Source organism: Stenotrophomonas sp. YJH_SMC_82, assembly GCF_059368875.1.
The window spans coordinates 319,219-345,787 of sequence record NZ_JCAFSE010000001.1; the positions used below are offsets into that span (position 1 = coordinate 319,219).

The following is a 26,569-nucleotide window of genomic DNA, read 5'->3' on the forward strand; positions in this document are numbered from 1 at the left end:
ACCTCACTGCCTCTGACGGAACCCTTGCCACTGCCGGCCAGCGGCCGGCACTACCGGTTCTGCGTGGCTTCCTCTTCCCGCGCCGGTTCCGGCGGCGGAAGCTGTTCCTCGGCAGCCGGCTCGTTGCCCGGCAGGCTGGGACGGGTTTCCATCAGCAGCGACAGCGCCGCCTTGGCCATCATGTGGGCGCTGATCGGCGCGGTGATGAACAGGAATACGGTGATCAGCAGCTCGCGCGGCTGCGGGTCCTGGCCCAGGAAGATGTGGTAGCAGACCGAGCACACCAGCACGCAGCCCACGCCCAGCGTGCTGGCCTTGGTCGGCGCGTGCAGGCGCTTGAAGAACGTGGACAGTTTCACCAGCCCCAGTGCGCCGACCAGGATGAAGAAGCAGCCGAACAGCAGCAGGATCGACAGGCCGATCTGGATCGCGGTGATCATTCGACGATGTCCCGGCGCAGCACGAACTTGCTCAGCACCACGGTGCTGCCGAAGCCGAGCATGGCGATGACCAGTGCGGCTTCGAAGTAGATCGCGGAGTTGAGGTACATGCCGAACAGCATCAGCTCGGCAATGGCGGTCACCGACAACGTGTCCAGTGCGAGGATGCGGTCGGGCACGGTCGGTCCGCGCAGCAGGCGCCAGGTGGCCAGCAGCATGGCCAGGCCGACCACGTGCATGCACACCACCAGCGTGGTCTGGATGATCTGGAATCCAGTCATGGGAAGATCTCCATCAACGGCGCCTCGTAGCGGCGCTTGATCGTATCGATCAGGTCCTGTGGGTCCTCCAGGTGCAGCACGTGCACCAGCAGGAACTTGCGGTCGTCGCTGAGCGCGGCCGAGACCGTGCCCGGGGTCAGCGTGATCATGCTGGTCAGCGCCGCGATGCCGTGGATGTTGGCGATGTCCAGCGGCAGCCAGATGAAACCGGGGTGAATCTTCTTCTCCGGGCCCAGCACCTGCAGGGCCACGCGGATGTTGGACATCAGGATGTCCCACAGGGTCACGCATACCAGCTTGGGCAGCGGCCGCAACGTGCCGATGCGCGCGAACTCGCGGTCCAGGCGTGCGGCGAACAGCGGCACCACCACGCCCAGCACCAGCCCCAGCACGATCTGGCCGAGGGTGAAGCTGTCGGACATCAGCAGCCAGAATGCCACCACCATGATGCTGAGCATCGGCGAGGGAATCAGGCGACGGAACAGGGAGCGCTGGGCGGTCATGGCTGGCGGATCTCCGGTGCGGTCGCGCGCAGCTGCTGCACGTACTCGCTGGGTTGCAGCAGCTGTGCGGCGGTGGCGTCGGTGTAGCGCATCAACGGTGCAGCGGCCAGCGTCATCCCGATGCCGTAGGCCAGCAACAGGCAGGCGGCGTAGAGCTCCACCCGGCGCAGAGGAGCCTTGCGCGGCTTCGGTGCCTCCGGATCGACAGGCGGCACGCGCCAGAACAGGCGGATGCCGCCGCGGGTCAGGCCCATGATCACCAGCAGGCTGCTGACCAGCACCGCGGTCCAGACCGGAGCGGTGTACTGCGCCGGCATGCCGGCCAGCAGTGCGGCCTTGGCCAGGAAACCGGACAGCGGTGGCAGGCCGGCCACCGACACCGCGCCGATCAGGAACAGCACGGCGGGTGTCTCCTTGCCCGGCATCGGCGCGACCACTTCCTTGCGGTCGCTGGCACCGCCGCGACGACGGCGGATCAGGTCGGCGATCAGGAACAGCGCGGCGGCGACGAAGCTGCTGTGCGGCAGGTAGTACAGGCCGGCCGACAGCACCTGCGGCGTGCCCACCGAGAAGGCGATGAACAGCGTGGCTGCCGACACGATCACCAGGTAGGAGATCAGCACGCGCAGGCGGGTCGCGGCGAGGGCGCCCAGGCCGCCCAGCACCAGCGTCGCCACACCGGCCCACAGCAGCCAGTCACGGCCGTAGCCGGCCATCGCGCCGGCATCGTCGCCGAACCACAGCATCTGGATGCGCAGCACCGAGTACAGGCCGACCTTGGTCATGATCGCGAACAGCGCAGCCACCGCCGCCGGTGCGCGCGAATAAGCTTCCGGCAGCCACAGGTACAGCGGCATCAGGGCGGCCTTGGCGCAGAACACCAGCAGCAACAGGCCCATCGTCGCCTTCACCAGGGTCAGCTGCGCCGGCGGTACCTCGGCGATGCGCTGCGACAGCTCGGCCATGTTCAGCGAACCCAGCGTGGCGTACAGCAGGCCCAGCGCGATCAGGAACAGGGTCGAGGCGGTGACGTTGAACACCACGTAGTGCAGGCCGATGCGCATGCGCAGGCCACGGCCACCACTGAGCAGCAGGCCGTAGGAGGCGATCAGCATCACCTCGAAGAACACGAACAGGTTGAAGATGTCGCCGGTCAGGAACGCACCGTTGAGGCCAACCAGCTGGAACTGGAACAGCGCATGGAAGTGCGGTGCGCGGCGGTCCCAGCCCGAGCAGGCGTGCAGCAGGCAGGGAATGGCCAGCAGCAGGGTGGTCAGCAGCATCCACGCCGACAGCCGGTCGGCCACCAGCGCGATGCCCAGCCGCGACGGCCAGTCGCCCAGCAGGTAGACGCTGATCTCACCACTAGCGGTGGTGGCAAACAGCAGGCCCACCGCCAGCGCCAGCGCCGACAGCGCGGTCCAGGCCACCGCGCGCTGCACCCTGGGGCCATAGCGGCGGTGTTCGACGAACAGCGACAGTGCCGCACCCAGCAGCGGAATCAGGATCGGCAGGATCACCAGATGGTTCATGCGCGGTCCTCGCCCTGGCGTGGCGGCACGCGCTCATCCTGCAGGTCGTCATCCGGCTCGTGGGCGTCCACATGGTCGCTGTGGTTGTCGCTGCGGCTGCGCATGGCCAGCACGATGCTCACCGCGGTCATCGCGAAGGCGATCACGATCGCGGTCAACACCAGCGCCTGCGGCAGCGGGTCGGTGTAGTTGCCCAGGTGGCTGTCCACGCCTTCCTGCAGTACCGGCGCCTTGCCCAGCACCACGCGGCCACCGGCGAAGATCAGCAGGTTGGTCGCATAGGACAGGAAGGTCATGCCGAGGATCACATCGAAGCTGCGCGCACGCAGCAGCAGGTAGATGCCGATGGCGGTCAGCACGCCGATCGCGGTAGCCAGGGCCAGTTCCATCAATGCATCTCCCCGGTGCGTGCCGAGCGGCGTTGCAGGTCGATCTCACCCTTGCGGGCGGTACGGGTACGCGATGGCTTGATCGTGCCCATCATCGACAGCATCAGCATGGCACCGCCGAACACCACCAGATAGACGCCGATGTCAAAACCAATCGCACTGGCCAGCGGCACGTCGCCGATCAGCGGCAGGTGCAGGTCGAGGTGGCCGCTGGTCAGGAACGGCACGCCGAACAGCATCGACGCGCTGCCGCTGAGCAGGGCGATCAGCAGGCCCATGCCGATGCAGCGGATGTAGTCGAAGCCGAAGCGCGACTCCACCGACGCGGTGCCCTGGATCACGTACTGGATCAGCAGCGGCACCGCCAGCACCAGGCCGGCGATGAAGCCGCCACCCGGCGCGTTGTGGCCGCGCAGGAACAGGAAGATCGACACGGTCAGGGTCAGCGGGAACATGATCTGGGCCAGGTCGGCCGGCACCGGCAGCTTGATCGGCGGGCCGGGCATGATCTGCTCCGGCGCCATCCGCGTGCGCCGCAGCAGGGCATGCACCACCAGCGCGGCGATGCCGAACACGGTGATCTCGCCGAAGGTATCGAAGCCGCGGAAGTCGACCAGGATCACGTTGACCACGTTCTGGCCATAGGCCTCGGGCAGGGCACGGGCGAGCAGCTCGCCGGCCATGGTGTTCGGCGGCAGGGTCATCGCGGAATAGGCCAAGGCGCCAAGTCCGGCACCGGCGATGATCGCGATCACCGCGTCACGGCGCTTGCGCCAGCGCGGCCGCTCCGGCCCGGACTGCGCAGGCAGGTAGTTCATGCCCAGCAGCATCAGCACCAGGGTCACCATCTCCACCAGCAGCTGGGTCAGGGCCAGGTCCGGCGCGGACAGGAACACGAAGGTCAGCGCCACCATCAGGCCGACGCCGCCGACCAGCAGCACCGCCAGCAGGCGCTGCTTGTAGATACGCAGGGTAGCCACCGCGCAGGCCATCATCACCAGCCACAGCGCCCAGCCCAGCAGCGGGATCGGCTGTGGCCTGGTCCAGTTCGGCGAGGCGGGGTTGGCCACGAACGGCGCGGCGGCGGCCACGATCGCCACCAGCACCAGGCCCAGCAGCATGCGCTGAAGGCTGCCGTTGGCGATGCCGTTGGTCAGGCGCATGGCCAGTGCGGAGATCGCGTCCAGCTGCGCATGGAACACATTGCGGCCAGTGCTGACGTTGGTCACGGCGTGCAGGTTGATCAGCTTGCGCAGGCCGAAGTACAGCGCCACGCCGCCGATCACGCCGATCGCGCTCATCGCCAGCGGCAGGTTGAAGCCGTGCCATACCGCCAGGCTGTACTCGGGCATGGCGTCGCCGAGGATCGAGGCCGCAGCGGCGTGCAGCACCGGCGCTACGGTCAGTGCCGGTGCCACGCCCACCGCCACGCAGATCACCACCAGCAGTTCCACCGGCACCTTCATCCAGCGCGGCGGTTCGTGGGGCACGCGGTCCAGGTCGTGCGGGCCGGGGCCGAAGAAGGTGTCGTGCACGAAGCGCAGGCTGTACGCCACCCCGAATACGCCCGCCAGCAACGCTGCGATCGACACCGCCGTGCGCATGATTCCCGGGCCGCCGGCCGTGATCGCTTCGGCGAACAGCATTTCCTTGGACAGGAAGCCATTGAGCAGGGGGATGCCAGCCATCGCCAGCGAGGCGATGATCGCCAGCGCGCTGGTGAACGGCATCAGCCTGCGCAGGCCTCCCAGCTTGCGCATGTCTCGGGTACCGGTCTCGTGGTCGATGATGCCGGCGGCCATGAACAGCGAGGCCTTGAAGGTGGCGTGGTTGAGGATGTGGAACACGCCGGCCACCACCGCCATCGGCGTGGACAGGCCGAACAGCAGGGTGATCAGGCCCAGGTGGGAAATGGTCGAGTACGCCAGCAGGCCCTTCAGGTCATGCTGGAAGATCGCATTCCAGGCGCCGATCAGCAGGGTCAGTGCGCCGATGCCGCTGACCGTGTAGAAGAACAGGTCGCTGCCGGCCAGTGCCGGATGCAGGCGCGCCAGCAGGAACACGCCGGCCTTTACCATGGTGGCCGAGTGCAGGTAGGCCGAGACCGGGGTCGGCGCCGCCATCGCGTGCGGCAGCCAGAAGTGGAACGGGAACTGCGCGCTCTTGGTGAAGATGCCGGCCAGTACCAGGAACAGGGCGTAGGGGTACAGCGCGCTGGCGCGGATCTGCTCGCCAGCGGCCAGCACCACGTCCAGGTCGAAGCTGCCGACGATGCGGCCGATCAGCAGCACACCACCGAGCAGGGCCAGGCCACCGCCACCGGTGATCACCAGCGCCATGCGTGCGCCTTCGCGGGCGTCCTGGCGGTGCGACCAGAAGCCGATCAGCAGGAACGAACTGATGCTGGTCATTTCCCAGAAGATCATCAGCAACAGCAGGTTGCCCGACAGCACCATGCCCAGCATGGCGCCCATGAACAGCAGCAGGTAGCAGTAGAAGCGGTGCGCGTTGTCCTGCTGGCTCAGGTAGTAGCGCGCATACAGCACCACCAGCGCGCCGATGCCGAGCACCAGCCCGGCGAACATCCAGGCCAGCCCGTCCAGTCGCAGGGTGAAGTCCAGCCCGATCTGCGGCAGCCAGGGCACCAGGGTGCGGACCACCTGGCCATCGAGCACCGACGGGGTCAGCCAGCCGAGGATGGCCAGCCCGCCCAACGGCGCCAGCGCCGCCAGCCAGGCAGCAGTCGAGCGCGAACTACGGGGGAAGGCCGCAACAGCCGCTGCCATCAGGAACGGCAGGGCCAGCAGCAGGGGCAGGCTGGGGAGCATGCAGGGAATCCATGATTCACGAGCAGGTCAGGGAGGATAACAGGCTGCGAAATGTCGCCGAAACCCATCGAACAGCGATCAATTGCATGTAACGTTCGCTGATTCATTTTTTCTGCGATGCAACATCACATTCCTGCATCCCTTCCCTGGCTGCCCTCGGGGGACACCCTACGCCCACGCAGGGAGACCGCAGGCCCTGTCGCACAGGGGCTGCCGTCGACGGGCGGGCAATGGGGAGCGGATCACCGGCGCAGGCTGGCAGGGCTCCCGTGGACTACGGGTGACGGAATCCGCCCGTTCAGGAAACGACGGCCGCTGTCGGCCGCCGCCAGGTCAGTAGCGCCAGTCCAGCTTGCGGTAGAACTTGGCCATCACCCAGGCCGGGCCGATCAGCAGGTAGGTCAGGTCGGTCAGGAAGCTGGGCTTGCGGCCCTCGAACTTGTGGCCGATGAACTGCGCGATCCAGGCCACCACGAACACGCCCACCGCCAGCCAGCGCAGGGCCTGCAGGCCGATCTCGGCCTCCAGCAGCCGGCACAGGCAGCCGAACACGAAGAACTGGATGAGCATGCCGATGCCCAGCGGGCGCGACAGCTTGTTGTAGAAGCACCACGCGCTGAACATCGCCAACGCCGACCAGATGCCGTACTGGAACCAGGTGATCAGCGGCGGCAGGCACCACAGCAGGGCCACCACCGACCACAGGATCGCCGGGACCGCCACCACGTGGATGCGCTGGTTGATCACATTGCGGTGGTCGTCGGAGTAGCTGGCGAAATAGCGGTCGATCGGCCGCGCAAGCTGGGTGGATGTCTGCATGCTGCGTCGCTTCCTCGGGCAACGGTAGTGCCGGCCGCTGGCCGGCACTCCAGAGCATAGCCGAGTTCGCGAGGTTGCCGGCCAGCGGCCGGCACTACCGCGATCAGAGCGCCCCCCGCCTTTCCGGCCGGGGGGACGCGGGGGGATCAGTCGACGCTGATCCCGGCCAGGCGCTGCAGCGCCTCGGCGTACTTGGCGCGGGTGCGCTCGATGATCTCGGCCGGGATGCTCGGGCCCGGGGCGGTCTTGCCCCAGTCCAGCGTCTCCAGGTAATCGCGCACGAACTGCTTGTCGTAGCTCGGCGGGCTGGTGCCCACTTCGTATTCGTCGGCCGGCCAGTAACGGGAGGAATCCGGCGTCAGCATCTCGTCCATGATGTACAGGCGGCCATCGGCGTCGGTACCGAACTCGAACTTGGTATCGGCCAGGATGATGCCGCGCTCGCGGGCGTAATCGGCCGCGAACTTGTAGATGCGCAGGGTGGCGTCGCGCACGCGCTCGGCCAGTTCCGCACCGACCTGCTTCACCATCGCATCGAAATCGATGTTCTCGTCATGGTCGCCGACGGCGGCCTTGGTCGAGGGGGTGAAGATCGGCTCCGGCAGCTGCTCGGCCTGGCGCAGGCCGTCGGGCAGGTCGATGCCGCTGACCTTGCCGGTGCGCTGGTAGTCCTTCCAGCCGCTGCCGATCAGGTAGCCGCGGGCGATCGCTTCCACCGGCACCGGCTTCAGCTTGCGGGTGACCACCGCGCGCTTGGCGTACAGCGCCGGGTCCACGCCTTCGGGCAGCACGCTGGCCACCTCGATGCCGGTCAGGTGGTTGGGCATCAGGTGCGCGGTCTTGGCGAACCAGAAGTTGGAGACCTGGCAGAGCATCTCGCCCTTGCCCGGAATCGGGTCGGGCAGCACCACGTCGAACGCCGACAGGCGATCGGTGGCGACCATCAGCAGGTAGTCGCCCGGTGGGGTCCCTGCAGGCAGCCGCTCGCGCGGGATATCGAACACATCACGCACCTTGCCGCGATGGCGCAAGGGCAGGCCGGGGAGATCGGATTGCAACAGCGTGGTTGGCACGGGCACTCCTGGGGCGTTGTCGATACGGCTGCCCAACGGACCCGGCGGGCCCGCTGACCAGCGGGCGGCCTAGTGTAAAGCGGTCCGGGCCCGCTGTGACGTAAAATGAGCGTCCATTTCGTCGGTCGACCCCGGAGCGCCATGCGCTGGTACGGAAAACTGCTCGGATTCATCGCCGGCGCCCTGCTGTTCCGGCCCAATCCGCTGTTCGGCGCGGTGGTCGGCCTGTTGATCGGCCATGCCTTCGACTCGGACTGGTTCCGCCTGAACAAGGAGAACCCGTATCGGGAGCTGGGGCTGACCTCCGAGGCCACCGATGCCGAGATCGAGCGCGCCTACCGCAGGCTCATCTCCCAGTACCACCCCGACAAGCTGGGCGGCGCCGCCCCCGAGCTGCAGCAGCAGGCCGAGCAGAAGTCGCGCCGCATCAACGCCGCCTACGACCGCATCAAGACCCTGCGCAAGCGCTGATTCCAGAGTCCCGCCTGCGGGCGGGAGAACCTTTTCCCCGTTCCGAAGGCCCCGGCCATGTCCAACTGCCTCATCGCCCCCTCCATCCTGTCCGCCAACTTCGCCCGCCTCGGCGAGGAAGTCGACAACGTCCTCGCCGCTGGCGCGGACTGGGTCCACTTCGACGTGATGGACAACCACTACGTGCCGAACCTGACCATCGGCCCGATGGTCTGCCAGGCGCTGCGCAAGCATGGCGTCACCGCGCCGATCGACGTGCACCTGATGGTCGAGCCGGTGGATCGCATCATCCCGGACTTCGCCGAGGCCGGTGCCACCTACATCAGCTTCCACCCGGAGGCGAGCCGCCACGTGCACCGCACCATCCAGCTGATCCGCTCGCTGGGCTGCAAGCCGGGCATCGTGCTCAATCCGGCCACTCCGGTGGACATCCTCGACTGGGTGCTGGATGACCTGGACCTGGTGCTGCTGATGTCGGTCAACCCGGGCTTCGGCGGCCAGGCCTTCATCCCCTCGGCGCTGGACAAGCTGAAAGTGGTGCGCAAGATGATCGACGCCAGCGGCAAGGACATCCGCCTGGAGATCGACGGCGGCGTGAAGGCCGACAACATCGGCGAAATCGCCGCTGCCGGCGCCGACACCTTTGTCGCCGGTTCGGCCATCTTCAACGCCAGGACCAGCTACCAGGACGTGATCGCGCAGATGCGCGCCAACGTCGCTGCGGCACGGGGCTGAGCCATGAGTACGGTGGCCGTGTTGAACATCCGCCCGGCCACCGTGGCCGATGCTGGCCTGATCCTGCATTTCATCCGCGAGCTGGCCATCTACGAGAAGGCCGAGCATTCGGTGCAGACCGATGAGATCGGCATCGCCGAGAGCCTGTTCGGACCCGATGCCACGGCGCGGGCGTTGATCTGTGAAGCCGATGGTGAAGCGATCGGCTATGCGGTGTATTTCTACAACTATTCCACCTGGCTGGGCCGCAAGGGCATCTACCTGGAAGACCTCTATGTCAGCCAGGAAAAGCGTGGCGTGGGTGCCGGCAAGGCGCTGCTGAAGTACATCGCACGCCAGGCCGTGGCCGAAGGCTGCGGCCGTTTCGAATGGTCGGTGCTGGACTGGAACACTCCGGCCATCGAATTCTACACCGCCGCCGGTGCCAAACCGCAGGACGAGTGGACCGTGTACCGGTTGCAGGGCCAGGCGCTGCACAATTTCGCCAACGGTTGAGGCTCGTGGGGGCAAACCCCAGTTGGGTGGGTGCGAACCTTGGTTCGCACTGCCCGCGACCTCGGCAGATCCCCGCCATGCGTGGACACGACCGGCGGAGATGAGCTTTCAATAGAACCGAGCTGTCAGCCTCGGAAGCACGGTCTCCAGCGACGCTTCGTCCCAGACATTATCGATGTCAGGTGCATACCGGAGGTCTGCCTGAAGCTGGGCGACATCGGTCTCACTCAATGCATAAGGGGCGAAAGCCGCGTCGAATGCATCGTAGTCGGGCTCCTGCAGCCCCATCCGCTGAAAATATGCCGTCATACCGGCCGACAGGATCTCTTCGTCTTCAGCCTCGTCGGCTTCCACATCCACTCCGGCCAGACTGTCAGGATCCTGCAGTGCCCTCAGGAACGTCTCCTTCCCCTGCGCAATCAGCCAGCCTCGAAAGTACTCGAATCCATCATCGCTGCACCCGCCGTTGATGACGTATGCCGCTGCCCACAATTTGTTCTTTCGAGAGAGGGAGTGATAGCAATCGAGAATTCCGTGCCAACGCAGAATCTGTTCGGGGCTGTAGCTAAGAAGACTTTCGGCAAGGTGCCCGGCGATATTGCTAGAATCTTCAGCGACAGAGCGGGCTTCCTCGATCAGCGTCCAGAATGCGTGCTTTTCCATGGTGCGCTTGTGAGAACAGGGGAAACGCGGACCTTACGGGTACAGAGACGGCACTTCCAGAGCCAATAGCGGCACCCCGGCAGAGTTCCCGAGGTGATGCCCCGCGGATCTATTCCCCCTGGAATCGGGCAAAAAAAAGCCACGCCAATCACTGGCGTGGCCTCGCTGCATGCGTGGGAGGCTGATCCTGCCTCCATCCATCGTCCCTGCTATGGCCTTCCATTCTCCAGCAACTGAATGACACCTGCGTGACATTCACCGCGGGCAAACAGCGCATTGCTAGCCTGTGCTACCCCCTCCTGGAAGTACCGCATGACCACCCCGCGCTGGCGCCTGATCCTCAATGGCAAATCCGCAGGCAACGAGGAACTGCGCGAGGCTGTCGGCCATTGGCGCGGGCAGGGCGTGCAGCTGGACGTGCGGGTGACCTGGGAGGACGGTGACGCCGAACGCTACGTGGCCGAAGCCATCGACCATGGCGTGGACGTGATCGTGGCCGCCGGTGGCGACGGCACGCTCAGTGCGGTGGCCGAAACCCTGGCCCATCGCGATGAACCGGCGCAGGCGCTGCCTTCGCTGGCGCTGGTCCCGATGGGGACCGCCAACGATTTCGCCACGGCTGCCGGCATCCCGACCGGGCCCCAGGAGGCCTTCGCCCTGATCGGCCAGGCACCGCCGCATGCCATCGACCTGCTGCGCGTGGACGCCGATGGCACGCCCTGGTGGTGCGCCAATCTCGCCAGCGGTGGCTTTGGCACGCAGGTGACGGTGGAGACCGATGCCGGCTTGAAGAAGATGCTGGGTGGGCTGGCCTACGTGATCACCGGTATTGCCAAGCTCGGTCGTATCGAGCCGATCACCGCGCGCCTGTCCGGCCCGGATTTCGCTTGGGAAGGCGACTTCATCGCGCTCGGCATCGGCAATGGCCGCCAGGCCGGCGGTGGCCAGCAGCTGTGCCCGCAGGCCCTGATCGACGACGGGCTGCTGGATGTCACCGTGCTGCCAGAGCTGGAAGGGGAGGTCACCGCCACCCTCGGCCAGATGCTGAAGTCCGGCACGCAGGCCGCGCTCGAACAATTGGCCACGCGCGCGAGGCTGCCGTGGCTGCAGGTGCAAGCCGAGCGGCCGCTGACGCTCAACCTGGACGGCGAACCGGTGCAGGCCCGCCAGTTCCGCATCGCGTGCGTGCCGGGCAGGGTGCGGATGCACCTGCCGACCGGATGCCCGTTGCTGGCCGGGTAGGGGGTAAAGTCGACTGTTGGTCGACTGCTTTTCGTTCCGACGGCGTAAAACCCCGCGCTACGCGCGCAAGTCGACCAACAGTCGACTCTACCGGTCCGCGTCGTTGGTTCCCGTGGCCGGCCCCGCCCGTCCCGTGGTTCAGTTTCCCAGGGTTCCCCTCCCGCCCCGGCTGCGATACAGTCAGGGGGTGTCCAGCCTGACGACCCCGCATACCCTTTCTTCCGCACGCCGTTGGTGGCGATGGTGGCCCGTTGCCGTCGTCCGCCCCCATAACGCTGTGTCCCGGAAGGAAAGTCGTCTTGAACTCGCACGCTCAGTTTCAGCAGCAGGCCGCTGAAGGCCACACCCACATTCCCGTCGTCCGTGAAGTGCTGTCCGACCTGGACACGCCGCTTTCGGTCTATCTGAAGCTCGCCGACGGCCCCAATACCTACCTGTTTGAATCCGTCGAAGGCGGCGAGCGCTTTGGTCGTTACTCGATCATCGGCCTGCCGGCGCGTCGCGTGTACGCCTTCCATGGCCACACGCTGACCGTGCGCGAAGACGGCCAGGTGGTGGACACCCGCGAAGTGGCCGACCCGTTCGCCGAGGTCGAGGCGCTGCGCAGCGCCCACTCGGTGCCGAAGCTGGAAGGCCTGCCGGGCTTCACCGGTGGCCTGGTCGGCTGGTTCGGTTTCGAGTGCATCGGCTACATCGAGCCGCGCCTGGCCCCGCCGGCCGGCCGCGATGAGCTGGGCACGCCGGACATCCTGCTGCTGGACTCCAACGAGCTGGCGGTGTTCGACAATCTCAAGGGCCGGCTGTACCTGATCGTGCACGCCGACCCGCGCGTCGAGGGCGCCTTCGAGCAGGCCCAGGCGCGCCTGGATGCACTGACTGCCAAGCTGCGTGCACCGGGCGCCGGCTATCCGGCGCCGCTCAACAGCGACGTGCTGGACGAGTCCGACTTCGTCTCCGGTTTCACCCGCGAAGGGTTCGTCGATGCGGTCCAGCGCAGCAAGGAATACATCCGCGCCGGTGACATCTTCCAGGTGGTGCTCAGCCAGCGCCTGAGCGTGCCGTTCAAGGCGCGCCCGGTGGATGTGTACCGCGCGCTGCGTGCACTGAACCCGTCGCCGTACATGTACTTCCTGGATGTCGGCGACCTGCAGGTGGTCGGTTCATCGCCGGAAATCCTGGTACGCCTTCAGGATGGCGAAGTCACCGTGCGCCCGATCGCCGGCACCCGCCCGCGTGGCGCCACGCCCGAGCTGGACCTGGCGCTGGAAGCCGAGCTGCTGGCAGATCCGAAGGAACGCGCCGAGCATCTGATGCTGATCGACCTCGGCCGCAACGATGCCGGCCGCGTCTCGAAGGCAGGTACCGTGGAGGTGGGCGAGCAGTTCGTGATCGAACGCTACAGCCACGTGATGCACATCGTCAGCGAAGTGACCGGGCAGCTGCAGCCGGGCCTGAGCTATGCCGACGTGCTGCGTGCCACCTTCCCGGCCGGCACGGTCAGCGGCGCGCCGAAGATCCGCGCGCTGGAAGTGATCCGCGAGCTGGAACCGATCAAGCGCAATGTCTACGCCGGCAGCATCGGCTACATCGGCTGGCATGGCGATGCCGATACCGCGATCGCGATCCGCACCGCGGTGATCAAGGATGGCCGCCTGTACGTGCAGGCCGGTGCCGGCATCGTCTACGACTCGGACCCGGACAAGGAATGGGACGAGACGATGAACAAGGGCCGCGCGCTGTTCCGCGCCGTCGCCCAGGCCGCCAAGGGCCTGTGATCCTCCCCGTGCCGTGGCCTGCGCCGCGGCACCTTCCGCTGTTCCCATTCAAGACAAGGAGTACCGCATGAAGCTGCTGAGCGCATTGCTGTGGTCGTCACTGCTGGCCACGATGGCCCCGTCTGCGTGGGCGCAGGCCAACACGATTCCCTCGCAGCCGCACCTGCTGGTGAAGGGGCAGGGCAGCCGCACGGTGATGCCGGACCGGTTCGGCCTGCAGTTGAACATCGAAGAGACCGACATGGACGCCGACGCCGCGCGCCGCCGCGTGCAGGACAACGTTGCCCGCGTGCTGGCACTGTTCAAGCAGCACAAGGCGGTGGAGGGCAGCGTGCGTGCGGACAACCTGCGGATCGGCCCGGCCACGCGCTATGAGCAGAGCCGGCAGGTCTTCATCGGTACCCGCGTATCGCGCCAGCTGCGTGCCAGCTTCGCCAGCGTGAAGGCGATGCAGGATGTGCTGGGGGCGTTGAAGGCCAACGAGAACGTACAGGTGAGCAGCCTGGCGCCGACCTATTCGGGCGAAGTGGCGCTGCGCCGCGAACTCAAGGGCGAGGCAGCGGCCCAGACCCGCGAGTCCGCGCTGGGCCTGGCCAAGGCCTATGGAACAAGAGTGCGTGGCCTGTACAGCATCTCCGATGTGGCGCCGGACTTCGCCTACGGCATCCGGGCCGGGCAATGGCCGCAGCAGGGCGAGGACGGCGGGGACCTCGACAGGATCTCGGTGACCGGCAGCTACGCGCCCGCCTCCGCACCCGCGCCCGCGCCCGCTGAGCCCGAATCCATTGAAGCCGGCCCCATCACCTACACCGAAAACGTGTACGCCATTTTCCTCATAAGCGACGGAACCTGACCATGTTGTGGATGATCGACAACTACGACAGCTTCACCTACAACCTCGTGCAGTACCTGCAGACGCTGGGCGCCGAGGTGAAGGTGGTGCGCAACGATGCGATGAGCGTGGACGAGATCGCCGCGCAGAAGCCCGAGCGCATCGTCATCTCGCCCGGCCCGTGCACGCCCAACGAAGCAGGCGTGTCGCTGGAGCTGATCCAGCGCCTGGGCCCGACCACGCCGATCCTCGGCGTCTGCCTGGGCCACCAGGGCATCGGCCAGGTCTACGGCGGCACGGTCATCCGTGCCGGCAACATCATGCACGGCAAGACCTCGCCGATCCGCCATGAAGGCAAGGGCGTGTTCGCCGGCCTGCCGGACCGCTACCAGGCCACCCGCTACCACTCGCTGGTGGTGGACAAGAACAGCCTGCCCGATGTGCTGGAAGTGACCGCCTGGACCGAGAACGACGACGGCTCGATCGAAGAAATCATGGGCCTGCGCCACCGCCAGTTCCCGGTGGAAGGCGTGCAGTTCCATCCCGAATCCATCCTCACCGAACACGGCCACGCCCTGCTGCGCAATTTCCTGCAGCGTCCGGCGGCCTGATCCAAGGAGCATTCCCATGAGCTTCTCCCCCCAGGAAGCCCTGCATCGCACCATCGAACACCGCGAAATCTTTTTCGACGAAATGGTCGACCTGATGCGGCAGATCATGCGCGGCGACGTCTCGCCGATGATGACCGCGGCGATCCTGACCGGGCTGCGCGTGAAGAAGGAGACCGTGGACGAAATCGCCGCGGCGGCCGCCGTGATGCGTGAATTCGCCCGGCCAGTGCCGGTGGCCGATACCTCCAACCTGGTTGATATCGTCGGTACCGGTGGCGATGGCTCGCACACCTTCAACATCTCCACCTGCTCGATGTTCGTCGCGGCCGCCGCCGGCGCGCGCGTGGCCAAGCATGGCAACCGCAGCGTGTCTTCCAAGTCCGGCAGTGCCGACGCGCTGGAAGCGCTGGGCGCGGTGATCGAACTGCAGCCGGATCAGGTGGCCGCCGCCATCGAGCAGACCGGCATCGGTTTCATGTTCGCGCCGATCCACCATCCTTCGATGAAGGTCGTTGCGCCGGTACGCCGCGAGATGGGCGTGCGCACCATCTTCAACATCCTCGGCCCGCTGACCAATCCGGCCAGCGCGCCGTCGGTGCTGATGGGCGTGTTCCATCCCGATCTGGTGGGCATCCAGGCCCGCGTGCTGCGCGAGCTGGGCACCGAGCGCGCCATGGTGGTCTGGGGCCGCGACAACATGGACGAGATCTCGCTGGGTGCCGGCACGCTGGTGGGCGAACTGCGCGACGGCAAGGTGCGCGAGTACGAGATCCACCCGGAGGACTTCGGCATCGCCATGTCGGCCAGCCGCAACCTGCGCGTGGACAGCCCGGAGCAGTCCATCCAGATGCTGCGCGCGGTACTGGACAATGAGCCCGGCCCGGCGCTGGACATCGTTGCGTTGAATGCCGGCGCCGCGCTGTACGTTGCCGGCGTGGCCAGCGACATCGGCGACGGCCTGGCCCGCGCCCGTGCCGCCATCGCCAACGGCAGTGCCCGCCAGCGCCTGCAGCAGTATGTTGAGACCACCCGCGCGCTGGTTGCCTGAGCGCGCGGTTCAGCCTGACCCCGTCGATGGCCGATAATGGCCGTCCTCACCGCCCCCGCACCGAACCGAAGACGATGAGCGACATCCTGCAGACGATCCTGGCCCGCAAGGCCGAAGAAGTGGCCCAGCGCCGCGCCCAGCGCCCGCTCGAGGCGCTGCAGGCCGCCGTGGCCAGCGCCCCGCCGGTACGTGGCTTTGTGCGCGCCTTGCAGGCGGCGGTGGCCAACGGCGATCCAGCGGTGATCGCCGAGGTGAAGAAGGCCAGCCCGTCCAAGGGCGTCATCCGCCCGGACTTCCGCCCGGCCGACATCGCCGTCAGCTACGAGTTCGGCGGCGCCAGCTGCCTGTCGGTGCTGACCGACGTGGACTTCTTCCAGGGCGCCGACGCCTACCTGCAGCAGGCGCGCGAGGCGTGCACGCTGCCGGTGCTGCGCAAGGACTTCGTCATCGACGCCTACCAGGTGTACGAGGCACGCGTGCTGGGCGCCGACTGCATCCTGCTGATCGTCGCCGCGCTGGACGACACCCAGCTGGCCACGCTGTCCGAACTGGCGCTGTCGCTGGGCATGGACGTGCTGGTGGAAGTGCACGACATCGACGAGCTGGAGCGTGCGCTGCAGGTGCCGGCGCCGATGATCGGCATCAACAACCGCAACCTGCGCACGTTCGAAGTGTCGCTGCAGACCACGCTGGACATGCAGAACGCGGTGCCGCGTGACCGCCTGCTGGTCACCGAGAGCGGCATCCTTGGCCCGCAGGACGTGGCGCTGATGCGTGACGCCGGCATCCATGCCTTCCTCGTCGGCGAAGCCTTCATGCGCGTGGAAGAGCCGGGCGAGGGCCTGCGTCAGCTATTCTTCGCGGCATGACAACGCACTATCCAACGCCGCGCGAGGATGCGCCGCTGGTGGTCTTCGACTTCGACCACACCCTGTACGACGGCGATTCGGGCACCCACCTGTTCGCCTCGCTGATCAAGCGCAACCCGCTGCGCATGCTGGCGGCGCTGCTGGTCACGCCGATCGCCGGGCCGATGGTGGCGATGCTGCCGACCCGTCGCGCGGGCATCTCGGTCTATGTGTGGATCGGCAGCTTCGGCCTGCACCGTGCGCGTGACTTCAACAAGGTGATCGACGCCTATGTGCTGCGCAACCAGGCGCAGATGCGCGCCAAGCTGCTGCCGCAGGCGCTGGAAGTGTTCGCCGCGCACCGCGCCAAGGGCGACCGCGTGGTGGTTGCCACAGGTGCGCCGCCGGAGCTGGCGCGCGCGATCCTGGCTTTCGTGGCCCACCAGGACGTACCGGTGATCGGCACCGAGGTCGGCCCACGGCTGGGCGGCGTCGGCCCGACCCGCCACTGCCACAATGAAGAGAAGATGCGCATGCTGCGCGAGCGCGGCTACGGCGACATCGATATCGCCTATTCCGACAGCACCGCCGACCTGCCGCTGCTGCTGGCGGCCAAGGCGCCGGTAGTGGTGAACCCGAAGCCGGGCCGGGTGGCGTTCTTCCGCCGCGTGCTGCCGGCGGGTACCCGCATCCTCAACTGGGGTTGCGTGGACCGGGGCGGCGACAAGGCCTGATCCCGCCGCACGGTGATGGATCTGCCGGCCAGCGGCCGGCACTACCCCTCTCCGTCGCGGTTGTGCCGGCGCTTCTCTGTCCCGGTAGTGCCGGCCGCTGGCCGGCAAACGCTCAGCGGTACAGGTGCCCGTACACCGCGTGGCCAATCTGGAACAGGCTGATCCCCAGCACCAGCACGCCGACGGCCACCAGCACCCAGCGCTCCTTCACCCGCTTGACCAGGATGGCGGCTACCGGCGCGGCCATCATGCCGCCGATCAGCAGGCCGGCGACGATCTGCAGGTGCTGCACCCCCATCGACAGCAGGAAGGTCGCCGACACCGTCAGCGTGACCACGAACTCCGCCGCATTGACCGTGCCGATCGTGGTGCGCGCCTGGCCACCCCGGGCGAGCAGGGTGGACGTGGCGATCGGCCCCCAGCCGCCGCCACCGCTGGCGTCGAGCAGGCCCGCGAAGAAGCCCAGCACCGGTACCCGGCGGATCTCGCCCTTGGGCATCCAGCGTCCGGCCGCGCGGGCGAGGATGATGATCGCCAGCACCAGCAGGTACAGGTAGATCAGTGGCCGGATGATCTCGCCCGGGATCTGCGTGAGCACGTACGCGCCCACGGCACCGCCCACCGCGCCAGGCAGGGCCAGGCGCAGGAACAGGCGCTTATCGACATTCCCGGCTGCGAGGTGCGACACACCCGAGGCGCCAGTGGTGAACACTTCAGCGGTGTGGATGCTGGCGCTGACCTGCGCCGGGGGCAGGCCCATGCTCAGCATCACCGACGAAGACACCAGGCCGAACGCCATGCCCAGCGCGCCGTCGACCAGCTGTGCGCCCAGGCCGATGAGGATGAACCACCAGAATTCGCTGCTCAGTTCCATGCCCCGAGCCTAGCGCGCGAAGGAGTGCGGACCAAGGTCCGCACCCACCGGGTGCTCAACGGTCAACGGGTGCCGTACAGCACCACGGTCTTGCCACGGGCATGCAGCAGGCCGTCGGTCTGCAGCTTCTTCAGCACGCGGCCGGCCATTTCCCGCGAGCAGCCGACCAGGCGTGCCAGCTCCTGGCGGTAGACGCGCAGCTGGCTGCCCTGCGGATGGCTCATCGCCTCCGGTTCCTGCGCCAGGTCGTGCAGGGTGCGCACGATCCGGTCGGTAACGTCCAGGAATGCCAGGCGGCTGGCCTTGCGGCTGGTGTCGAGCAGGCGCTTGGAGATCTGCTGGCCCAGCGCGTACAGCAGGCGCGGGGCGTCGGCCGACAGCGGGCCGAGGAACAGCTGATGCAGGCGCTCGTAGCTGATTTCAGCCAGCTCGCAGGCGGTACGGGTCCGCAGGATCACCTCGCGGCGGTCCGATTCGACGAACAGGCCCATCTCGCCGACGAACTCGCCGGCACCGAAGTAGCCCAGCACAAGCTCGCGATCGTCATCTTCCTCGGCCATGATCGAAACCGAGCCGCTGATGACGTAATACAGGGTTCCCGCCGGGTCACCGGGTCGGAAGACGTCGGTACGGGTGGGATATCGCCGCCTGTGGCTGTGCGCCAGGAAACGATCGATTGTGGCGATATCCAGGGCCAGTGGACTGCTAGCTAGGCGCACGGTTGACACGATAGGGGCGCTCCCTCTGCGCATGAACGGATTCACGGGGTCGATAGCGGAGCTTAACCAGCGCAATTGTTAAGGGCAAACAGTGTGCCAGAACTCTTGCGTCTTCACGTTCCCCCCGGGGGCAGTTTGCCCCATAATTCCCCCTTTCCCTTCTTACACAGGAATCGACCGCCGTGGTCAAGCCGTTGCCTCGCCTGAGGCTGCAGGGTTTCAACAACCTCACCAAGGCGCTGAGCTTCAACATCTATGACGTGTGTTACGCGCGCACCGAAGAGGAGCGTCAGCGTTACATTGAATACATCGATGAAGAGTACAACGCCGACAGGCTGACTCAAATCTTGACCGATGTCGCCGAGATCATCGGCGCCAACATCCTGAACGTGGCCCGCCAGGACTACGACCCGCAGGGTGCCTCGGTGACCATCCTGATCTCCGAAGAGCCGGTGATCGACAAGAAGCAGGCCGGCAAGGAACTGATTCCCGACGCCGTGGTCGCGCACATGGACAAGAGCCACATCACTGTCCATACCTACCCGGAAACCCATCCGCAGGAAGGCATCGCGACGTTCCGCGCGGACATCGACGTGGCCACCTGTGGCGTCATTTCGCCGCTGAAGGCCCTGAACTACCTGATCGAGAGCCTGGAATCGGACATCGTGATCATGGACTACCGTGTCCGTGGCTTCACCCGCGATGTGAAGGGCAAGAAGCATTACATCGATCACAAGATCAACTCGATCCAGAACTTCCTGGCCAAGAACATCAAGTCGCGTTACGAGATGTTCGACGTCAACGTCTACCAGGAAAACATCTTCCACACGAAGATGCACCTGAAGGACTTCGACCTGGACCAGTACCTGTTCGAGGAAAAGGCCAAGAACCTGTCGTTCAAGGAACGCATGAAGATCGAAGCGCTGCTCAAGCGCGAGATCGAAGAGCTGTTCCACGGCCGGAACCTGTCCGAGTAAGCCCCATGTGCGATGCCCGCAGGCATCGCCGCCCAGGCGGGACGACCCGCCCCGTGGAACCAGTGCCTCGCACGCGTTACAGTTCCACGGTGATGTACCGACCCACGGCCCGGTGTGAAAACACCGGGCCGTTTCGTTTTTCCCAAAAAGGTAAGGAGCCCCCACCCATGCCCTGGATCTATCTGCTGCTGGCCGGCCTGTTCGAGATCGGTTTCGCCCTCGGAATGAAGTACTCCGAAGGCTTCAGCAAACCCCTGCCCACCGTTGCCACGGTGGTGTCCGCCCTGATCAGCCTGTACCTGATGAGCCAGGCGATGAAGAGCATCCCCGTCGGCACCGCCTACGCGATCTGGACCGGCATCGGCGCCATGGGCGTGGCGGTGCTGGGCATCTACCTGTTCAACGACAGTGCGTCGCCGGCCCGCCTGGCCTGCGTGGGCCTGATCGTAGCCGGCGTGATCGGCCTGAAGCTGGTCTCGCCCAACTGATTGATGGCCCGACCAACGGTCGGGCCCCACCGTCGCCCCCGCACCTCCTGGTAGGCCCGCACCGTTGGTGCGGGCGACCCTTCAAATGCGGTAGGCGATGGTCTTCATCACCCTGGAAGCCAGCGCCATCGCGCCCGGGATCGGGAACGGCAGGCGGCGTGCGCCGGCCTGTTCGGCGTGCTCCGCATGGCGGGCCTCGTCTTCCTTCATCACCTGGATGACCGCGCGGCTGCGCAGATCGCCGGCCGGCAGGTCGACCAGGTGCTCGTCCAGATGGGCTTCCACCTGGCGCTCGGTTTCAACCACGAAGCCCAGGTTCCAGCCGTCGCCGCGCAGACCCGCCAGGGTGCCGATGGTGTAGCTGCCGGCGTACCACAGCGGATTGAACAGGCTCGGGCGGCTGTCCAGTTCATCCAGCCGGGTCGCGCACCAGGCCAGGTGATCGGTCTCTTCCTGGGCCGCTTCCAGCAGGTGTTCACGGGTGGCCGGGTCGCGGGCCACGGCCGCCTGGCCGAAGTACAGGCCCTGTGCGCAGACCTCGCCGACATGGTTGATCCGCATCAGCCCCGCGGCGTGGCGGCGCTCGGCGCGGTCCATGCCCGGCTCGCCGGTGCCTGCGGCCGGGTAGGGGCGGGCCGCCGGAGGGTTGCCGAACACCGTGTCCAGGGCGCGCTGCGCCTCGGTCAGCAGGTGGTCCAGCGGGGTGGTCTGGCGGAGCACGGTCATGGCGGCACGCGGTGGGGCGGGAGACCCGCCGATTCTCGCCCGCCCCCGCTCTCCTGCCAACCCGGGGCAGGGGCCAGCTTGCACCGAGGGCGTGACCTGCGTACAATCCCGCCTCTTGCGCTTCACCTTTCACAACGCGTGGCAGAGTTCCGGCGAGTCCTTCGCCGCAATGAGCCCGACCTAACCTAGAGTTCTTCATGAGCACTTTCACTGCCAAGAACGAGACCGTCCAGCGCGACTGGTACCTCGTCGACGCCGAGGGCAAGACCCTGGGCCGTCTCGCCACCGAGCTGGCCCGCCGTCTGCGCGGCAAGCACAAGCCGGTCTACACCCCCCACGTTGATACCGGCGACTACCTGGTCGTCATCAATGCAGAAAAGATTGCCGTCACCGGCAAGAAGCTGCAGGACAAGATGTATCACCGTTTCACCGGCTACATCGGCAACCTGAAGACCGAGTCCCTGGCCCAGGCGCTGGAGCGCCACCCGGAGCGCGTGATCGAGATCGCCGTGAAGGGCATGCTGCCGAAGGGCCCGCTGGGTCGCCAGATGTACCGCAAGCTCAAGGTCTACGCCGGCACTGAGCATCCGCACGCCGCACAGCAGCCGCAGGTTCTGGATATCTAATCATGGCTATCACTCAAAACTACGGCACTGGCCGCCGCAAGTCCTCCACCGCTCGCGTGTTCCTGCGCAAGGGTTCGGGCAACATCACCGTCAATGGTCGTCCGCTGGACGAGTTCTTCGGTCGTGAGACCGCGCGCATGATCGTGCGCCAGCCGCTCGAGCTGACCAAGAACACCGAAAGCTTCGACATCCTGGTCACCGCCGCTGGCGGCGGCACCACCGGCCAGGCCGGTGCGATCCGCCTGGGCATCGCCCGTGCGCTGGTCGAGTACGACGAAACCCTGAAGTCCGAGCTGCGCAAGGCCGGCTTCATGACCCGTGACGCCCGTGAAGTCGAGCGTAAGAAGGTCGGTCTGCACAAGGCCCGCCGCGCCACCCAGTTCTCCAAGCGCTGATTTACCGCGCCTGGTTGGGCTCCTGCGGGAGCCCGCTGGTTGGAAAAGCAAAAGCCCGGCTTTGGCCGGGCTTTTGTTGTTTTGGAGTCAGGCATTTCGTGGTTGCCGGCCAGCGGCCGGCACTACCCGGGGTTTCGCATCTCGGAAGGGGTGGGGTCAGAGCCTTTTCCTTTGGAAAAGGATCCGACCCCGGGCCTCTCTCTGGAGAAGAGCCCCCTTGATGTTCAAGGGGGCGCGCCGACAGGCGCGGGGATAAGGTGGGATGCGCGACCAAATTAAAAGCAAAAGGCCAGATCTTTCGATCTGGCCTTTTGCTTTTAATTTGGCTGCCCCGGATGGATTCGAACCACCGAATGCCTGAGTCAGAGTCAGGTGCCTTACCGCTTGGCGACGGGGCAAAACGTGCAACTATTTTCTCACTTTTCACACTGAAAAACAACTTGATTTTCAGTGTGGTGGCTATGGGTGGACTCGAACCACCGACCCCAGCATTATGAGTGCTGTGCTCTAACCGGCTGAGCTACATAGCCTTGGTGAGCCCGCTATTCTGCGGATGTGTATCGACCCTGTCAACACTTTTGTGTCGTGCTTGTGGGCCGACAGAGGGCATGGGATAGTCCCGACCAGTAGATTTTCTTAGGAGTCCGCATCGTGATCGATCCGGACGGCTATCGACCGAACGTCGGCATCGTGCTGATGCGGCAGGACGGCCAGGTGTTCTGGGCACGACGCGTGCGCCGGGATGGCTGGCAGTTCCCGCAGGGTGGCATGAACACCGACGAGACGCCTGTCGAGGCCATGTATCGTGAACTGCAGGAAGAGACCGGCCTGCTGCCTGAGCATGTGGAAGTGCTCGGGGCCACGCCCGGCTGGCTGCGCTACAAGCTGCCGGCGCGGGCCATCCGCCGCAACGAGCGGCAGGTCTGCATCGGCCAGAAACAGGTCTGGTTCCTGCTGCGCCTGACCGGCGACGAATCCCACGTGACGCTGGACCACACCGACTCGCCCGAGTTCGACCACTGGCGCTGGGTCGACTTCTGGTACCCGGTAGAGCACGTGGTGATGTTCAAACGCGGCGTCTATGCGCGTGCCCTGCGACACCTGGCGCCACTGGCGCGCGGCGTGGCCGGGCAGGGCGTCACCGCCATGCCCAAGAGCGCCGCCGAGGCCTGGATGCCGGGCCACACCGCCGGGCACGACCGCCCGCGCAAGCGCCCGCGGACCCGAGGGTACTGGCCGAAGAAGGTCACGGGCGACGGCCCGGCCAGCTGACCGGCTGAACAGTATCGAGAATGGTTCAGGTCTCTGATTGACAACCATTCTCGTTTCCATTGGAATAGCCACCAGGCCGCTTGTGGCCTGTCAGCCCGGTTCACGCCTGTGTACGTCTGCATCTGCAACGGAGTCACCGACCACCAGATCCGCGAAGCCGCCAGCCATGGCGTCAGCACGGTGGCCGAACTGACCATGCGTACCGGTTGTGGTGCCACCTGCGGTTCGTGCCTGGACATGGCCGGCGACCTGCTGGCCAAGGCACGTGCGACCCACGATCTGCCGCTGCCGGTATTGGGCCTGGCGCAGGTCGCCTGATCGCCTTTTCGCGGCGCGTTGACGCCGCGCTTTCGCATCCTTCACCTTCGGCCGCGCAGGCCAATGCACACGATTCGCGTTCCTTCACGAGCGCACGCGAGGCGTTAAAGTGCCTGCGTTTTCAGCGTGCAGGAGCACCCCCATGAAGGGCGACACCAAGGTCATCGAATTCCTCAACAAGGTCCTCTACAACGAGCTGACCGCGATCAACCAGTACTTCCTGCACGCCAAGATGCTGAAGAACTGGGGCATCAAGGAACTGGCCGAACACGAGTACAAGGAATCGATCGACGAGATGAAGCATGCCGACATGCTCGCCGACCGCATCCTGTTCCTTGAAGGCCTGCCGAATTTCCAGGCGTTGGGCAAGCTGCGCATCGGCGAGAACCCGACCGAGATCCTGCAGTGCGACCTGTCGCTGGAACGCGATGGCGTGGTCACCCTGCGCGAGGCCGTGGCCTATTCCGATTCGGTTGGCGACTACGTCAGCCGCCAACTGTTCGTGAAGATCCTCGATTCGGAAGAGGAGCACATCGACTGGCTGGAAACCCAGCTGGACCTGATCGAGCGTATCGGCGAGCCGAAGTACCTGCTGAGCAAGCTGGAAGAGTGAGTCAGCCGCCCTGGCCGGCGCGGTGCTGTGCCAGGTAGCCCGTCAGTGCAACGCGCGCCCGGGCGAATTCCGCAACCAGCAGCGCCACCGCCACTGCGGGGCGCTGCAGGCTGCCACTACGGGCTTCGTGCTCGATCCGCTGCGCGATCGCCGACAGCGACAATGCGCCGACGTTTGCACTCGATGACTTCAGGCTGTGCGCTGTGGCCTGCAAGCGCAGCTCATCGCCGTTCTGCGCGGCCAGCTGCAACTGCTGCACCATCACCGGCGCATCTTCAAGAAAGACCATGACGATCTGGGTGGCAGCGTCGCCGATCACGGTGTGCAGTTCATCCAGCACGTCGCGGTCGATCACCGGTTTCGGCGCGGCTTGGCTTGTCGTCTCCTGTAGAGCCGAGCCATGCTCGGCTGATGGAGTGGGAGTGCCACTGGCCGTCAGCCGAGCATGGCTCGGCTCTACAGACGGCTCCACAGAAAATTGTCCAGGTGATGCAGCTTTGCCGCCACCCCAACGCAGCAGCAGCGCATGCAGCGTGGCGCGCGCGATCGGCTTGGACAGGTAATCGTCCATGCCCGCCTGCAGGCAGCGCTCGCGGTCACCGGCCATGGCGTTGGCGGTCATGGCGATGATCGGCAGGCGGGCGCGCCCGGTCTCCACTTCTTCGGCGCGCCAGCGGCGCGTGGCGGCGTAGCCGTCCAGCACCGGCATCTGGCAATCCATCAACACGATGTCCACGCCGCCTTCGCGGAGGGCGGCCAGCGCCTGCTCGCCATCGGCGGCGTTGCGTACTTCGCACTGGAACACGCGCAGCAGTTGTTCGGCGACCATCCGGTTGACCGTATTGTCCTCCACCAGCAGCACACGCAGATGCAACGGCGGCAGCGTGGCAGCCGGGTGCTCGTTGTCCGCGCTGGCCAGCAGCGCAGCGGGGCGGGCGGGGGCGACCGGTGCAGCCAGCAGTGCATGCAGGGCCGCATCGTCGAAGTGCGGGGGCAGCTGGCGCTGGCGCTGGCGTTGTGGAAGTGCGCCCTCCTGCAGCCACAGCACCTGCAGCGCATCGTCGTCACCACGTTCACTCAGCGCCAGCTGCAGCGTGGCCTCACCGTTGCGGCGTGCGCGGGCATCGACCAGCAGCCATGCCGGTGCCGGTTGTCCGGGCCGCGCGGGAGCGCGCAGGCGCTCGACCACGGCATCCAGCTGTGCCAGCACCTGCACCTGCAGCCCATGGTGGGCGGCGATGCGCTCGATACGTGCCTGCAGCGTTGCATCGGCAGTGAACAGCAGCAGCGGTGCCGGTGCGCGCGCCATCGCCGGCAGGTCGCCAGCGACCTTCAGCAGCGGGATCTCGAACCAGAAGGTTGCGCCCTGGCCCGGCGTGGAGTGCACGCCGATGTGCCCGTGCATCAGGTCGATGATGCGCTTGCAGATGGCCAGGCCCAGGCCGGTGCCGCCATAGATGCGGGTGGTGGATGCGTCGGCCTGGCTGAAGGACTGGAACAGGCGTGCCTGCAGCGCGTCGTCGATGCCGATGCCGGTATCGATGATCTCGAAGCGCAGCTGGTGCTGCGCGGCACTTTCACCCAGACGCAGCACGCGCAGCTGCACCTGGCCGCGGGCGGTGAACTTGATGGCGTTGGCCAGCAGGTTGCTCAGCACCTGGCGCAGGCGCACCGGGTCGCCGCGCACCGGCAGGCGCACCGATGGATCCAGTTGCAGGCCCAGGGCCAGGCCCTTGGCGTCGGCGGCCCGCTGCATCAGCTGTACCACGCCATCGAGCAGGTCGCGCAGGTTGAAGCTGGTGATCTCCAGTTCCAGCGCCTGCGCTTCCAGCCGGGAGTAGTCGAGGATGTCGTCGACGATGCGCAGCAGCTGTTGCGAACTGGCCGAGGCGGTGGCCAGCATCTGCCGCTGGTCTTCGCCCAGCGGCCCGCGTGCGATCAGCTCCAGCATCGGCAGGATGCCGTTGAGCGGGGTGCGGATCTCGTGGCTCATCGTGGCCAGGAACTCGCCCTTGGCCAGCACGGCCGCCTCGGCGGCCTGCTTGGCCTGCAGCAGCTGTTGCTCCAGCTGGCCCTGGCGTTCGGTGGTATGGCGAAGCTGGTCGCGTTCGGCGGCCAGCGCACTGTGCGTGCGCTGCAGCTGGGCCAGCGCATGGTTGCGCGCGCGCAGGCGCAGGCCCAACAGCAGCAGCGCGATGGCGGCCGCAGCAAGGGCAACCAGCAGCACGCCCCACAGCGGCAC

At 66.4% G+C, this 26,569-nt stretch carries 30 protein-coding genes and 2 tRNA genes; 17 read left to right on the top strand and 15 right to left on the bottom strand.

Annotated elements, in window-relative coordinates; translation table 11 throughout:
* Positions 1 to 50: 50 nt before the first annotated feature.
* The 8 genes from AC5P53_RS01415 to AC5P53_RS01450 form a co-directional block, all read right to left on the bottom strand.
* Entirely contained in the window at positions 51 to 440 is a 390-nt protein-coding gene (locus AC5P53_RS01415; RefSeq protein ID WP_014648679.1) for a Na+/H+ antiporter subunit G, read from the bottom strand.
* Positions 437 to 721 carry a K+/H+ antiporter subunit F gene (locus tag AC5P53_RS01420; protein WP_006399171.1) on the bottom strand — a complete coding sequence of 95 codons (285 nt, stop codon included), beginning with the start codon at positions 719 to 721 and terminating at the stop codon, positions 437 to 439. Before AC5P53_RS01420 ends, AC5P53_RS01415 begins: the two co-directional genes overlap by 4 nt.
* Entirely contained in the window at positions 718 to 1,224 is a 507-nt protein-coding gene (locus AC5P53_RS01425; RefSeq protein ID WP_032957141.1) for a Na+/H+ antiporter subunit E, read from the bottom strand. The genes AC5P53_RS01420 and AC5P53_RS01425 overlap by 4 nt, the downstream gene beginning before the upstream one ends.
* On the bottom strand, positions 1,221 to 2,756 hold the full coding sequence (locus tag AC5P53_RS01430) for a monovalent cation/H+ antiporter subunit D (RefSeq protein WP_049440036.1): 1,536 nt from the start codon (positions 2,754 to 2,756) through the stop codon (positions 1,221 to 1,223). Before AC5P53_RS01430 ends, AC5P53_RS01425 begins: the two co-directional genes overlap by 4 nt.
* Positions 2,753 to 3,145, bottom strand: a complete 393-nt coding sequence (locus tag AC5P53_RS01435; RefSeq protein ID WP_005419863.1) for a Na+/H+ antiporter subunit C — start codon at positions 3,143 to 3,145, stop codon at positions 2,753 to 2,755. The genes AC5P53_RS01430 and AC5P53_RS01435 overlap by 4 nt, the downstream gene beginning before the upstream one ends.
* Positions 3,145 to 5,973, bottom strand: coding sequence for a monovalent cation/H+ antiporter subunit A (locus AC5P53_RS01440; RefSeq protein ID WP_049440037.1), 2,829 nt, complete (start codon positions 5,971 to 5,973; stop codon positions 3,145 to 3,147). Before AC5P53_RS01440 ends, AC5P53_RS01435 begins: the two co-directional genes overlap by 1 nt.
* Before the next feature lie 333 nt (positions 5,974 to 6,306).
* Positions 6,307 to 6,792: an Mpo1 family 2-hydroxy fatty acid dioxygenase gene (locus tag AC5P53_RS01445; RefSeq protein WP_014648674.1), complete on the bottom strand. Its 486-nt coding sequence runs from the start codon at positions 6,790 to 6,792 to the stop codon at positions 6,307 to 6,309.
* Between the two features lie 146 nt (positions 6,793 to 6,938).
* A complete protein-coding gene (locus tag AC5P53_RS01450) occupies positions 6,939 to 7,865 on the bottom strand; it encodes a phosphoribosylaminoimidazolesuccinocarboxamide synthase (protein WP_241887334.1) in 927 nt (308 codons plus the stop codon).
* A gap of 141 nt (positions 7,866 to 8,006) precedes the next feature.
* Here AC5P53_RS01450 and AC5P53_RS01455 point away from each other — a divergent pair, with 141 nt between their 5' ends.
* The 3 genes from AC5P53_RS01455 to AC5P53_RS01465 are packed head-to-tail and all read left to right on the top strand — an operon-like array spanning position 8,007 to position 9,566.
* Positions 8,007 to 8,336 (top strand): J domain-containing protein, encoded by a 330-nt coding sequence (locus AC5P53_RS01455; RefSeq protein WP_049415432.1) that lies wholly within the window; start codon positions 8,007 to 8,009, stop codon positions 8,334 to 8,336.
* 57 nt (positions 8,337 to 8,393) lie between these two features.
* Complete coding sequence (gene rpe, locus AC5P53_RS01460) at positions 8,394 to 9,071, top strand: ribulose-phosphate 3-epimerase (RefSeq protein WP_019661514.1); 678 nt, start codon at positions 8,394 to 8,396, stop codon at positions 9,069 to 9,071.
* Positions 9,072 to 9,083: 12 nt separating this feature from the next.
* The gene (locus AC5P53_RS01465; protein WP_241887347.1) at positions 9,084 to 9,566 is read left to right on the top strand and encodes a GNAT family N-acetyltransferase; all 483 of its coding nucleotides are present in this window, start codon (positions 9,084 to 9,086) and stop codon (positions 9,564 to 9,566) included.
* 108 nt (positions 9,567 to 9,674) lie between these two features.
* Here AC5P53_RS01465 and AC5P53_RS01470 read toward each other — a convergent pair whose 3' ends face one another.
* Entirely contained in the window at positions 9,675 to 10,229 is a 555-nt protein-coding gene (locus AC5P53_RS01470) for a DUF4240 domain-containing protein (RefSeq protein ID WP_057501553.1), read from the bottom strand.
* A gap of 312 nt (positions 10,230 to 10,541) precedes the next feature.
* Between AC5P53_RS01470 and yegS the strand changes: the two genes are divergently transcribed.
* The 7 genes from yegS (at position 10,542) to AC5P53_RS01505 (ending at position 17,319) form a co-directional block, all read left to right on the top strand.
* Positions 10,542 to 11,471 (top strand): lipid kinase YegS, encoded by a 930-nt coding sequence (gene yegS / locus AC5P53_RS01475; protein WP_241887337.1) that lies wholly within the window; start codon positions 10,542 to 10,544, stop codon positions 11,469 to 11,471.
* A gap of 299 nt (positions 11,472 to 11,770) precedes the next feature.
* Entirely contained in the window at positions 11,771 to 13,246 is a 1,476-nt protein-coding gene (gene trpE / locus AC5P53_RS01480) for an anthranilate synthase component I (RefSeq protein ID WP_014648670.1), read from the top strand.
* Positions 13,247 to 13,313: 67 nt separating this feature from the next.
* Complete coding sequence (locus AC5P53_RS01485; RefSeq protein ID WP_197604955.1) at positions 13,314 to 14,099, top strand: SIMPL domain-containing protein; 786 nt, start codon at positions 13,314 to 13,316, stop codon at positions 14,097 to 14,099.
* A 2-nt stretch (positions 14,100 to 14,101) separates the two neighbouring features.
* On the top strand, positions 14,102 to 14,689 hold the full coding sequence (locus AC5P53_RS01490; protein WP_014038739.1) for an anthranilate synthase component II: 588 nt from the start codon (positions 14,102 to 14,104) through the stop codon (positions 14,687 to 14,689).
* Between the two features lie 16 nt (positions 14,690 to 14,705).
* Positions 14,706 to 15,737: an anthranilate phosphoribosyltransferase gene (gene trpD / locus AC5P53_RS01495; RefSeq protein WP_111205885.1), complete on the top strand. Its 1,032-nt coding sequence runs from the start codon at positions 14,706 to 14,708 to the stop codon at positions 15,735 to 15,737.
* A gap of 74 nt (positions 15,738 to 15,811) precedes the next feature.
* On the top strand, positions 15,812 to 16,606 hold the full coding sequence (gene trpC, locus AC5P53_RS01500; protein ID WP_008264665.1) for an indole-3-glycerol phosphate synthase TrpC: 795 nt from the start codon (positions 15,812 to 15,814) through the stop codon (positions 16,604 to 16,606).
* Complete coding sequence (locus AC5P53_RS01505) at positions 16,603 to 17,319, top strand: haloacid dehalogenase-like hydrolase (protein ID WP_005419826.1); 717 nt, start codon at positions 16,603 to 16,605, stop codon at positions 17,317 to 17,319. The genes trpC and AC5P53_RS01505 overlap by 4 nt, the downstream gene beginning before the upstream one ends.
* Before the next feature lie 112 nt (positions 17,320 to 17,431).
* Here the strand turns inward: AC5P53_RS01505 and AC5P53_RS01510 are convergent, their stop codons facing one another.
* Entirely contained in the window at positions 17,432 to 18,193 is a 762-nt protein-coding gene (locus AC5P53_RS01510) for a sulfite exporter TauE/SafE family protein (RefSeq protein ID WP_010482650.1), read from the bottom strand.
* Between the two features lie 62 nt (positions 18,194 to 18,255).
* A complete protein-coding gene (gene crp / locus AC5P53_RS01515; protein ID WP_495227063.1) occupies positions 18,256 to 18,945 on the bottom strand; it encodes a cAMP-activated global transcriptional regulator CRP in 690 nt (229 codons plus the stop codon).
* A 149-nt stretch (positions 18,946 to 19,094) separates the two neighbouring features.
* Between crp and speD the strand changes: the two genes are divergently transcribed.
* Together speD and AC5P53_RS01525 are read left to right on the top strand one after the other, a co-directional pair.
* Positions 19,095 to 19,889, top strand: coding sequence for an adenosylmethionine decarboxylase (speD, locus tag AC5P53_RS01520; RefSeq protein ID WP_014648662.1), 795 nt, complete (start codon positions 19,095 to 19,097; stop codon positions 19,887 to 19,889).
* Between the two features lie 167 nt (positions 19,890 to 20,056).
* Positions 20,057 to 20,377 (top strand): DMT family transporter, encoded by a 321-nt coding sequence (locus AC5P53_RS01525; protein WP_005419816.1) that lies wholly within the window; start codon positions 20,057 to 20,059, stop codon positions 20,375 to 20,377.
* A gap of 81 nt (positions 20,378 to 20,458) precedes the next feature.
* Here AC5P53_RS01525 and coq7 read toward each other — a convergent pair whose 3' ends face one another.
* The gene (coq7, locus tag AC5P53_RS01530) at positions 20,459 to 21,103 is read right to left on the bottom strand and encodes a 2-polyprenyl-3-methyl-6-methoxy-1,4-benzoquinone monooxygenase (protein WP_014648661.1); all 645 of its coding nucleotides are present in this window, start codon (positions 21,101 to 21,103) and stop codon (positions 20,459 to 20,461) included.
* Positions 21,104 to 21,300: 197 nt separating this feature from the next.
* On the opposite strand from coq7, the gene rplM reads away from it, so the two are divergent.
* The gene (gene rplM / locus AC5P53_RS01535) at positions 21,301 to 21,729 is read left to right on the top strand and encodes a 50S ribosomal protein L13 (RefSeq protein ID WP_005414692.1); all 429 of its coding nucleotides are present in this window, start codon (positions 21,301 to 21,303) and stop codon (positions 21,727 to 21,729) included.
* Positions 21,730 to 21,731: 2 nt separating this feature from the next.
* Entirely contained in the window at positions 21,732 to 22,124 is a 393-nt protein-coding gene (gene rpsI / locus AC5P53_RS01540; protein ID WP_005411311.1) for a 30S ribosomal protein S9, read from the top strand.
* A 323-nt stretch (positions 22,125 to 22,447) separates the two neighbouring features.
* On the opposite strand, the gene AC5P53_RS01545 is transcribed toward rpsI, so the two are convergent.
* Positions 22,448 to 22,522, bottom strand: a tRNA-Gln gene (locus tag AC5P53_RS01545).
* A 55-nt stretch (positions 22,523 to 22,577) separates the two neighbouring features.
* Positions 22,578 to 22,654: transfer RNA gene (locus AC5P53_RS01550), tRNA-Met, on the bottom strand.
* A 121-nt stretch (positions 22,655 to 22,775) separates the two neighbouring features.
* Here AC5P53_RS01550 and AC5P53_RS01555 point away from each other — a divergent pair.
* From AC5P53_RS01555 to bfr, 3 genes are all read left to right on the top strand, one after another.
* Positions 22,776 to 23,396 carry an RNA pyrophosphohydrolase gene (locus tag AC5P53_RS01555; RefSeq protein WP_014648660.1) on the top strand — a complete coding sequence of 207 codons (621 nt, stop codon included), beginning with the start codon at positions 22,776 to 22,778 and terminating at the stop codon, positions 23,394 to 23,396.
* A gap of 108 nt (positions 23,397 to 23,504) precedes the next feature.
* Positions 23,505 to 23,714 carry a (2Fe-2S)-binding protein gene (locus AC5P53_RS01560; RefSeq protein WP_005411309.1) on the top strand — a complete coding sequence of 70 codons (210 nt, stop codon included), beginning with the start codon at positions 23,505 to 23,507 and terminating at the stop codon, positions 23,712 to 23,714.
* Between the two features lie 142 nt (positions 23,715 to 23,856).
* On the top strand, positions 23,857 to 24,327 hold the full coding sequence (bfr, locus tag AC5P53_RS01565) for a bacterioferritin (protein ID WP_005419804.1): 471 nt from the start codon (positions 23,857 to 23,859) through the stop codon (positions 24,325 to 24,327).
* Position 24,328: 1 nt separating this feature from the next.
* On the opposite strand, the gene AC5P53_RS01570 is transcribed toward bfr, so the two are convergent.
* Positions 24,329 to 26,569, bottom strand: coding sequence for an ATP-binding protein (locus AC5P53_RS01570; RefSeq protein WP_241887339.1), 2,241 nt, complete (start codon positions 26,567 to 26,569; stop codon positions 24,329 to 24,331).

What these genes read in the sequence shown, in the direction of transcription:
- AC5P53_RS01415 (WP_014648679.1), bottom strand. Translation starts at nt 440, where the DNA reads ATGATCACCGCGATCCAGATCGGCCTGTCGATCCTGCTGCTGTTCGGC.
- AC5P53_RS01420 (WP_006399171.1), bottom strand. Translation starts at nt 721, where the DNA reads ATGACTGGATTCCAGATCATCCAGACCACGCTGGTGGTGTGCATGCAC.
- AC5P53_RS01425 (WP_032957141.1), bottom strand. Translation starts at nt 1,224, where the DNA reads ATGACCGCCCAGCGCTCCCTGTTCCGTCGCCTGATTCCCTCGCCGATG.
- AC5P53_RS01430 (WP_049440036.1), bottom strand. Translation starts at nt 2,756, where the DNA reads ATGAACCATCTGGTGATCCTGCCGATCCTGATTCCGCTGCTGGGTGCG.
- AC5P53_RS01435 (WP_005419863.1), bottom strand. Translation starts at nt 3,145, where the DNA reads ATGGAACTGGCCCTGGCTACCGCGATCGGCGTGCTGACCGCCATCGGC.
- AC5P53_RS01440 (WP_049440037.1), bottom strand. Translation starts at nt 5,973, where the DNA reads ATGCTCCCCAGCCTGCCCCTGCTGCTGGCCCTGCCGTTCCTGATGGCA.
- AC5P53_RS01445 (WP_014648674.1), bottom strand. Translation starts at nt 6,792, where the DNA reads ATGCAGACATCCACCCAGCTTGCGCGGCCGATCGACCGCTATTTCGCC.
- AC5P53_RS01455 (WP_049415432.1), top strand. Translation starts at nt 8,007, where the DNA reads ATGCGCTGGTACGGAAAACTGCTCGGATTCATCGCCGGCGCCCTGCTG.
- rpe (WP_019661514.1), top strand. Translation starts at nt 8,394, where the DNA reads ATGTCCAACTGCCTCATCGCCCCCTCCATCCTGTCCGCCAACTTCGCC.
- AC5P53_RS01470 (WP_057501553.1), bottom strand. Translation starts at nt 10,229, where the DNA reads ATGGAAAAGCACGCATTCTGGACGCTGATCGAGGAAGCCCGCTCTGTC.
- yegS (WP_241887337.1), top strand. Translation starts at nt 10,542, where the DNA reads ATGACCACCCCGCGCTGGCGCCTGATCCTCAATGGCAAATCCGCAGGC.
- AC5P53_RS01485 (WP_197604955.1), top strand. Translation starts at nt 13,314, where the DNA reads ATGAAGCTGCTGAGCGCATTGCTGTGGTCGTCACTGCTGGCCACGATG.
- AC5P53_RS01490 (WP_014038739.1), top strand. Translation starts at nt 14,102, where the DNA reads ATGTTGTGGATGATCGACAACTACGACAGCTTCACCTACAACCTCGTG.
- trpD (WP_111205885.1), top strand. Translation starts at nt 14,706, where the DNA reads ATGAGCTTCTCCCCCCAGGAAGCCCTGCATCGCACCATCGAACACCGC.
- trpC (WP_008264665.1), top strand. Translation starts at nt 15,812, where the DNA reads ATGAGCGACATCCTGCAGACGATCCTGGCCCGCAAGGCCGAAGAAGTG.
- AC5P53_RS01505 (WP_005419826.1), top strand. Translation starts at nt 16,603, where the DNA reads ATGACAACGCACTATCCAACGCCGCGCGAGGATGCGCCGCTGGTGGTC.
- AC5P53_RS01510 (WP_010482650.1), bottom strand. Translation starts at nt 18,193, where the DNA reads ATGGAACTGAGCAGCGAATTCTGGTGGTTCATCCTCATCGGCCTGGGC.
- crp (WP_495227063.1), bottom strand. Translation starts at nt 18,945, where the DNA reads ATGCGCAGAGGGAGCGCCCCTATCGTGTCAACCGTGCGCCTAGCTAGC.
- AC5P53_RS01525 (WP_005419816.1), top strand. Translation starts at nt 20,057, where the DNA reads ATGCCCTGGATCTATCTGCTGCTGGCCGGCCTGTTCGAGATCGGTTTC.
- coq7 (WP_014648661.1), bottom strand. Translation starts at nt 21,103, where the DNA reads ATGACCGTGCTCCGCCAGACCACCCCGCTGGACCACCTGCTGACCGAG.
- rplM (WP_005414692.1), top strand. Translation starts at nt 21,301, where the DNA reads ATGAGCACTTTCACTGCCAAGAACGAGACCGTCCAGCGCGACTGGTAC.
- rpsI (WP_005411311.1), top strand. Translation starts at nt 21,732, where the DNA reads ATGGCTATCACTCAAAACTACGGCACTGGCCGCCGCAAGTCCTCCACC.
- bfr (WP_005419804.1), top strand. Translation starts at nt 23,857, where the DNA reads ATGAAGGGCGACACCAAGGTCATCGAATTCCTCAACAAGGTCCTCTAC.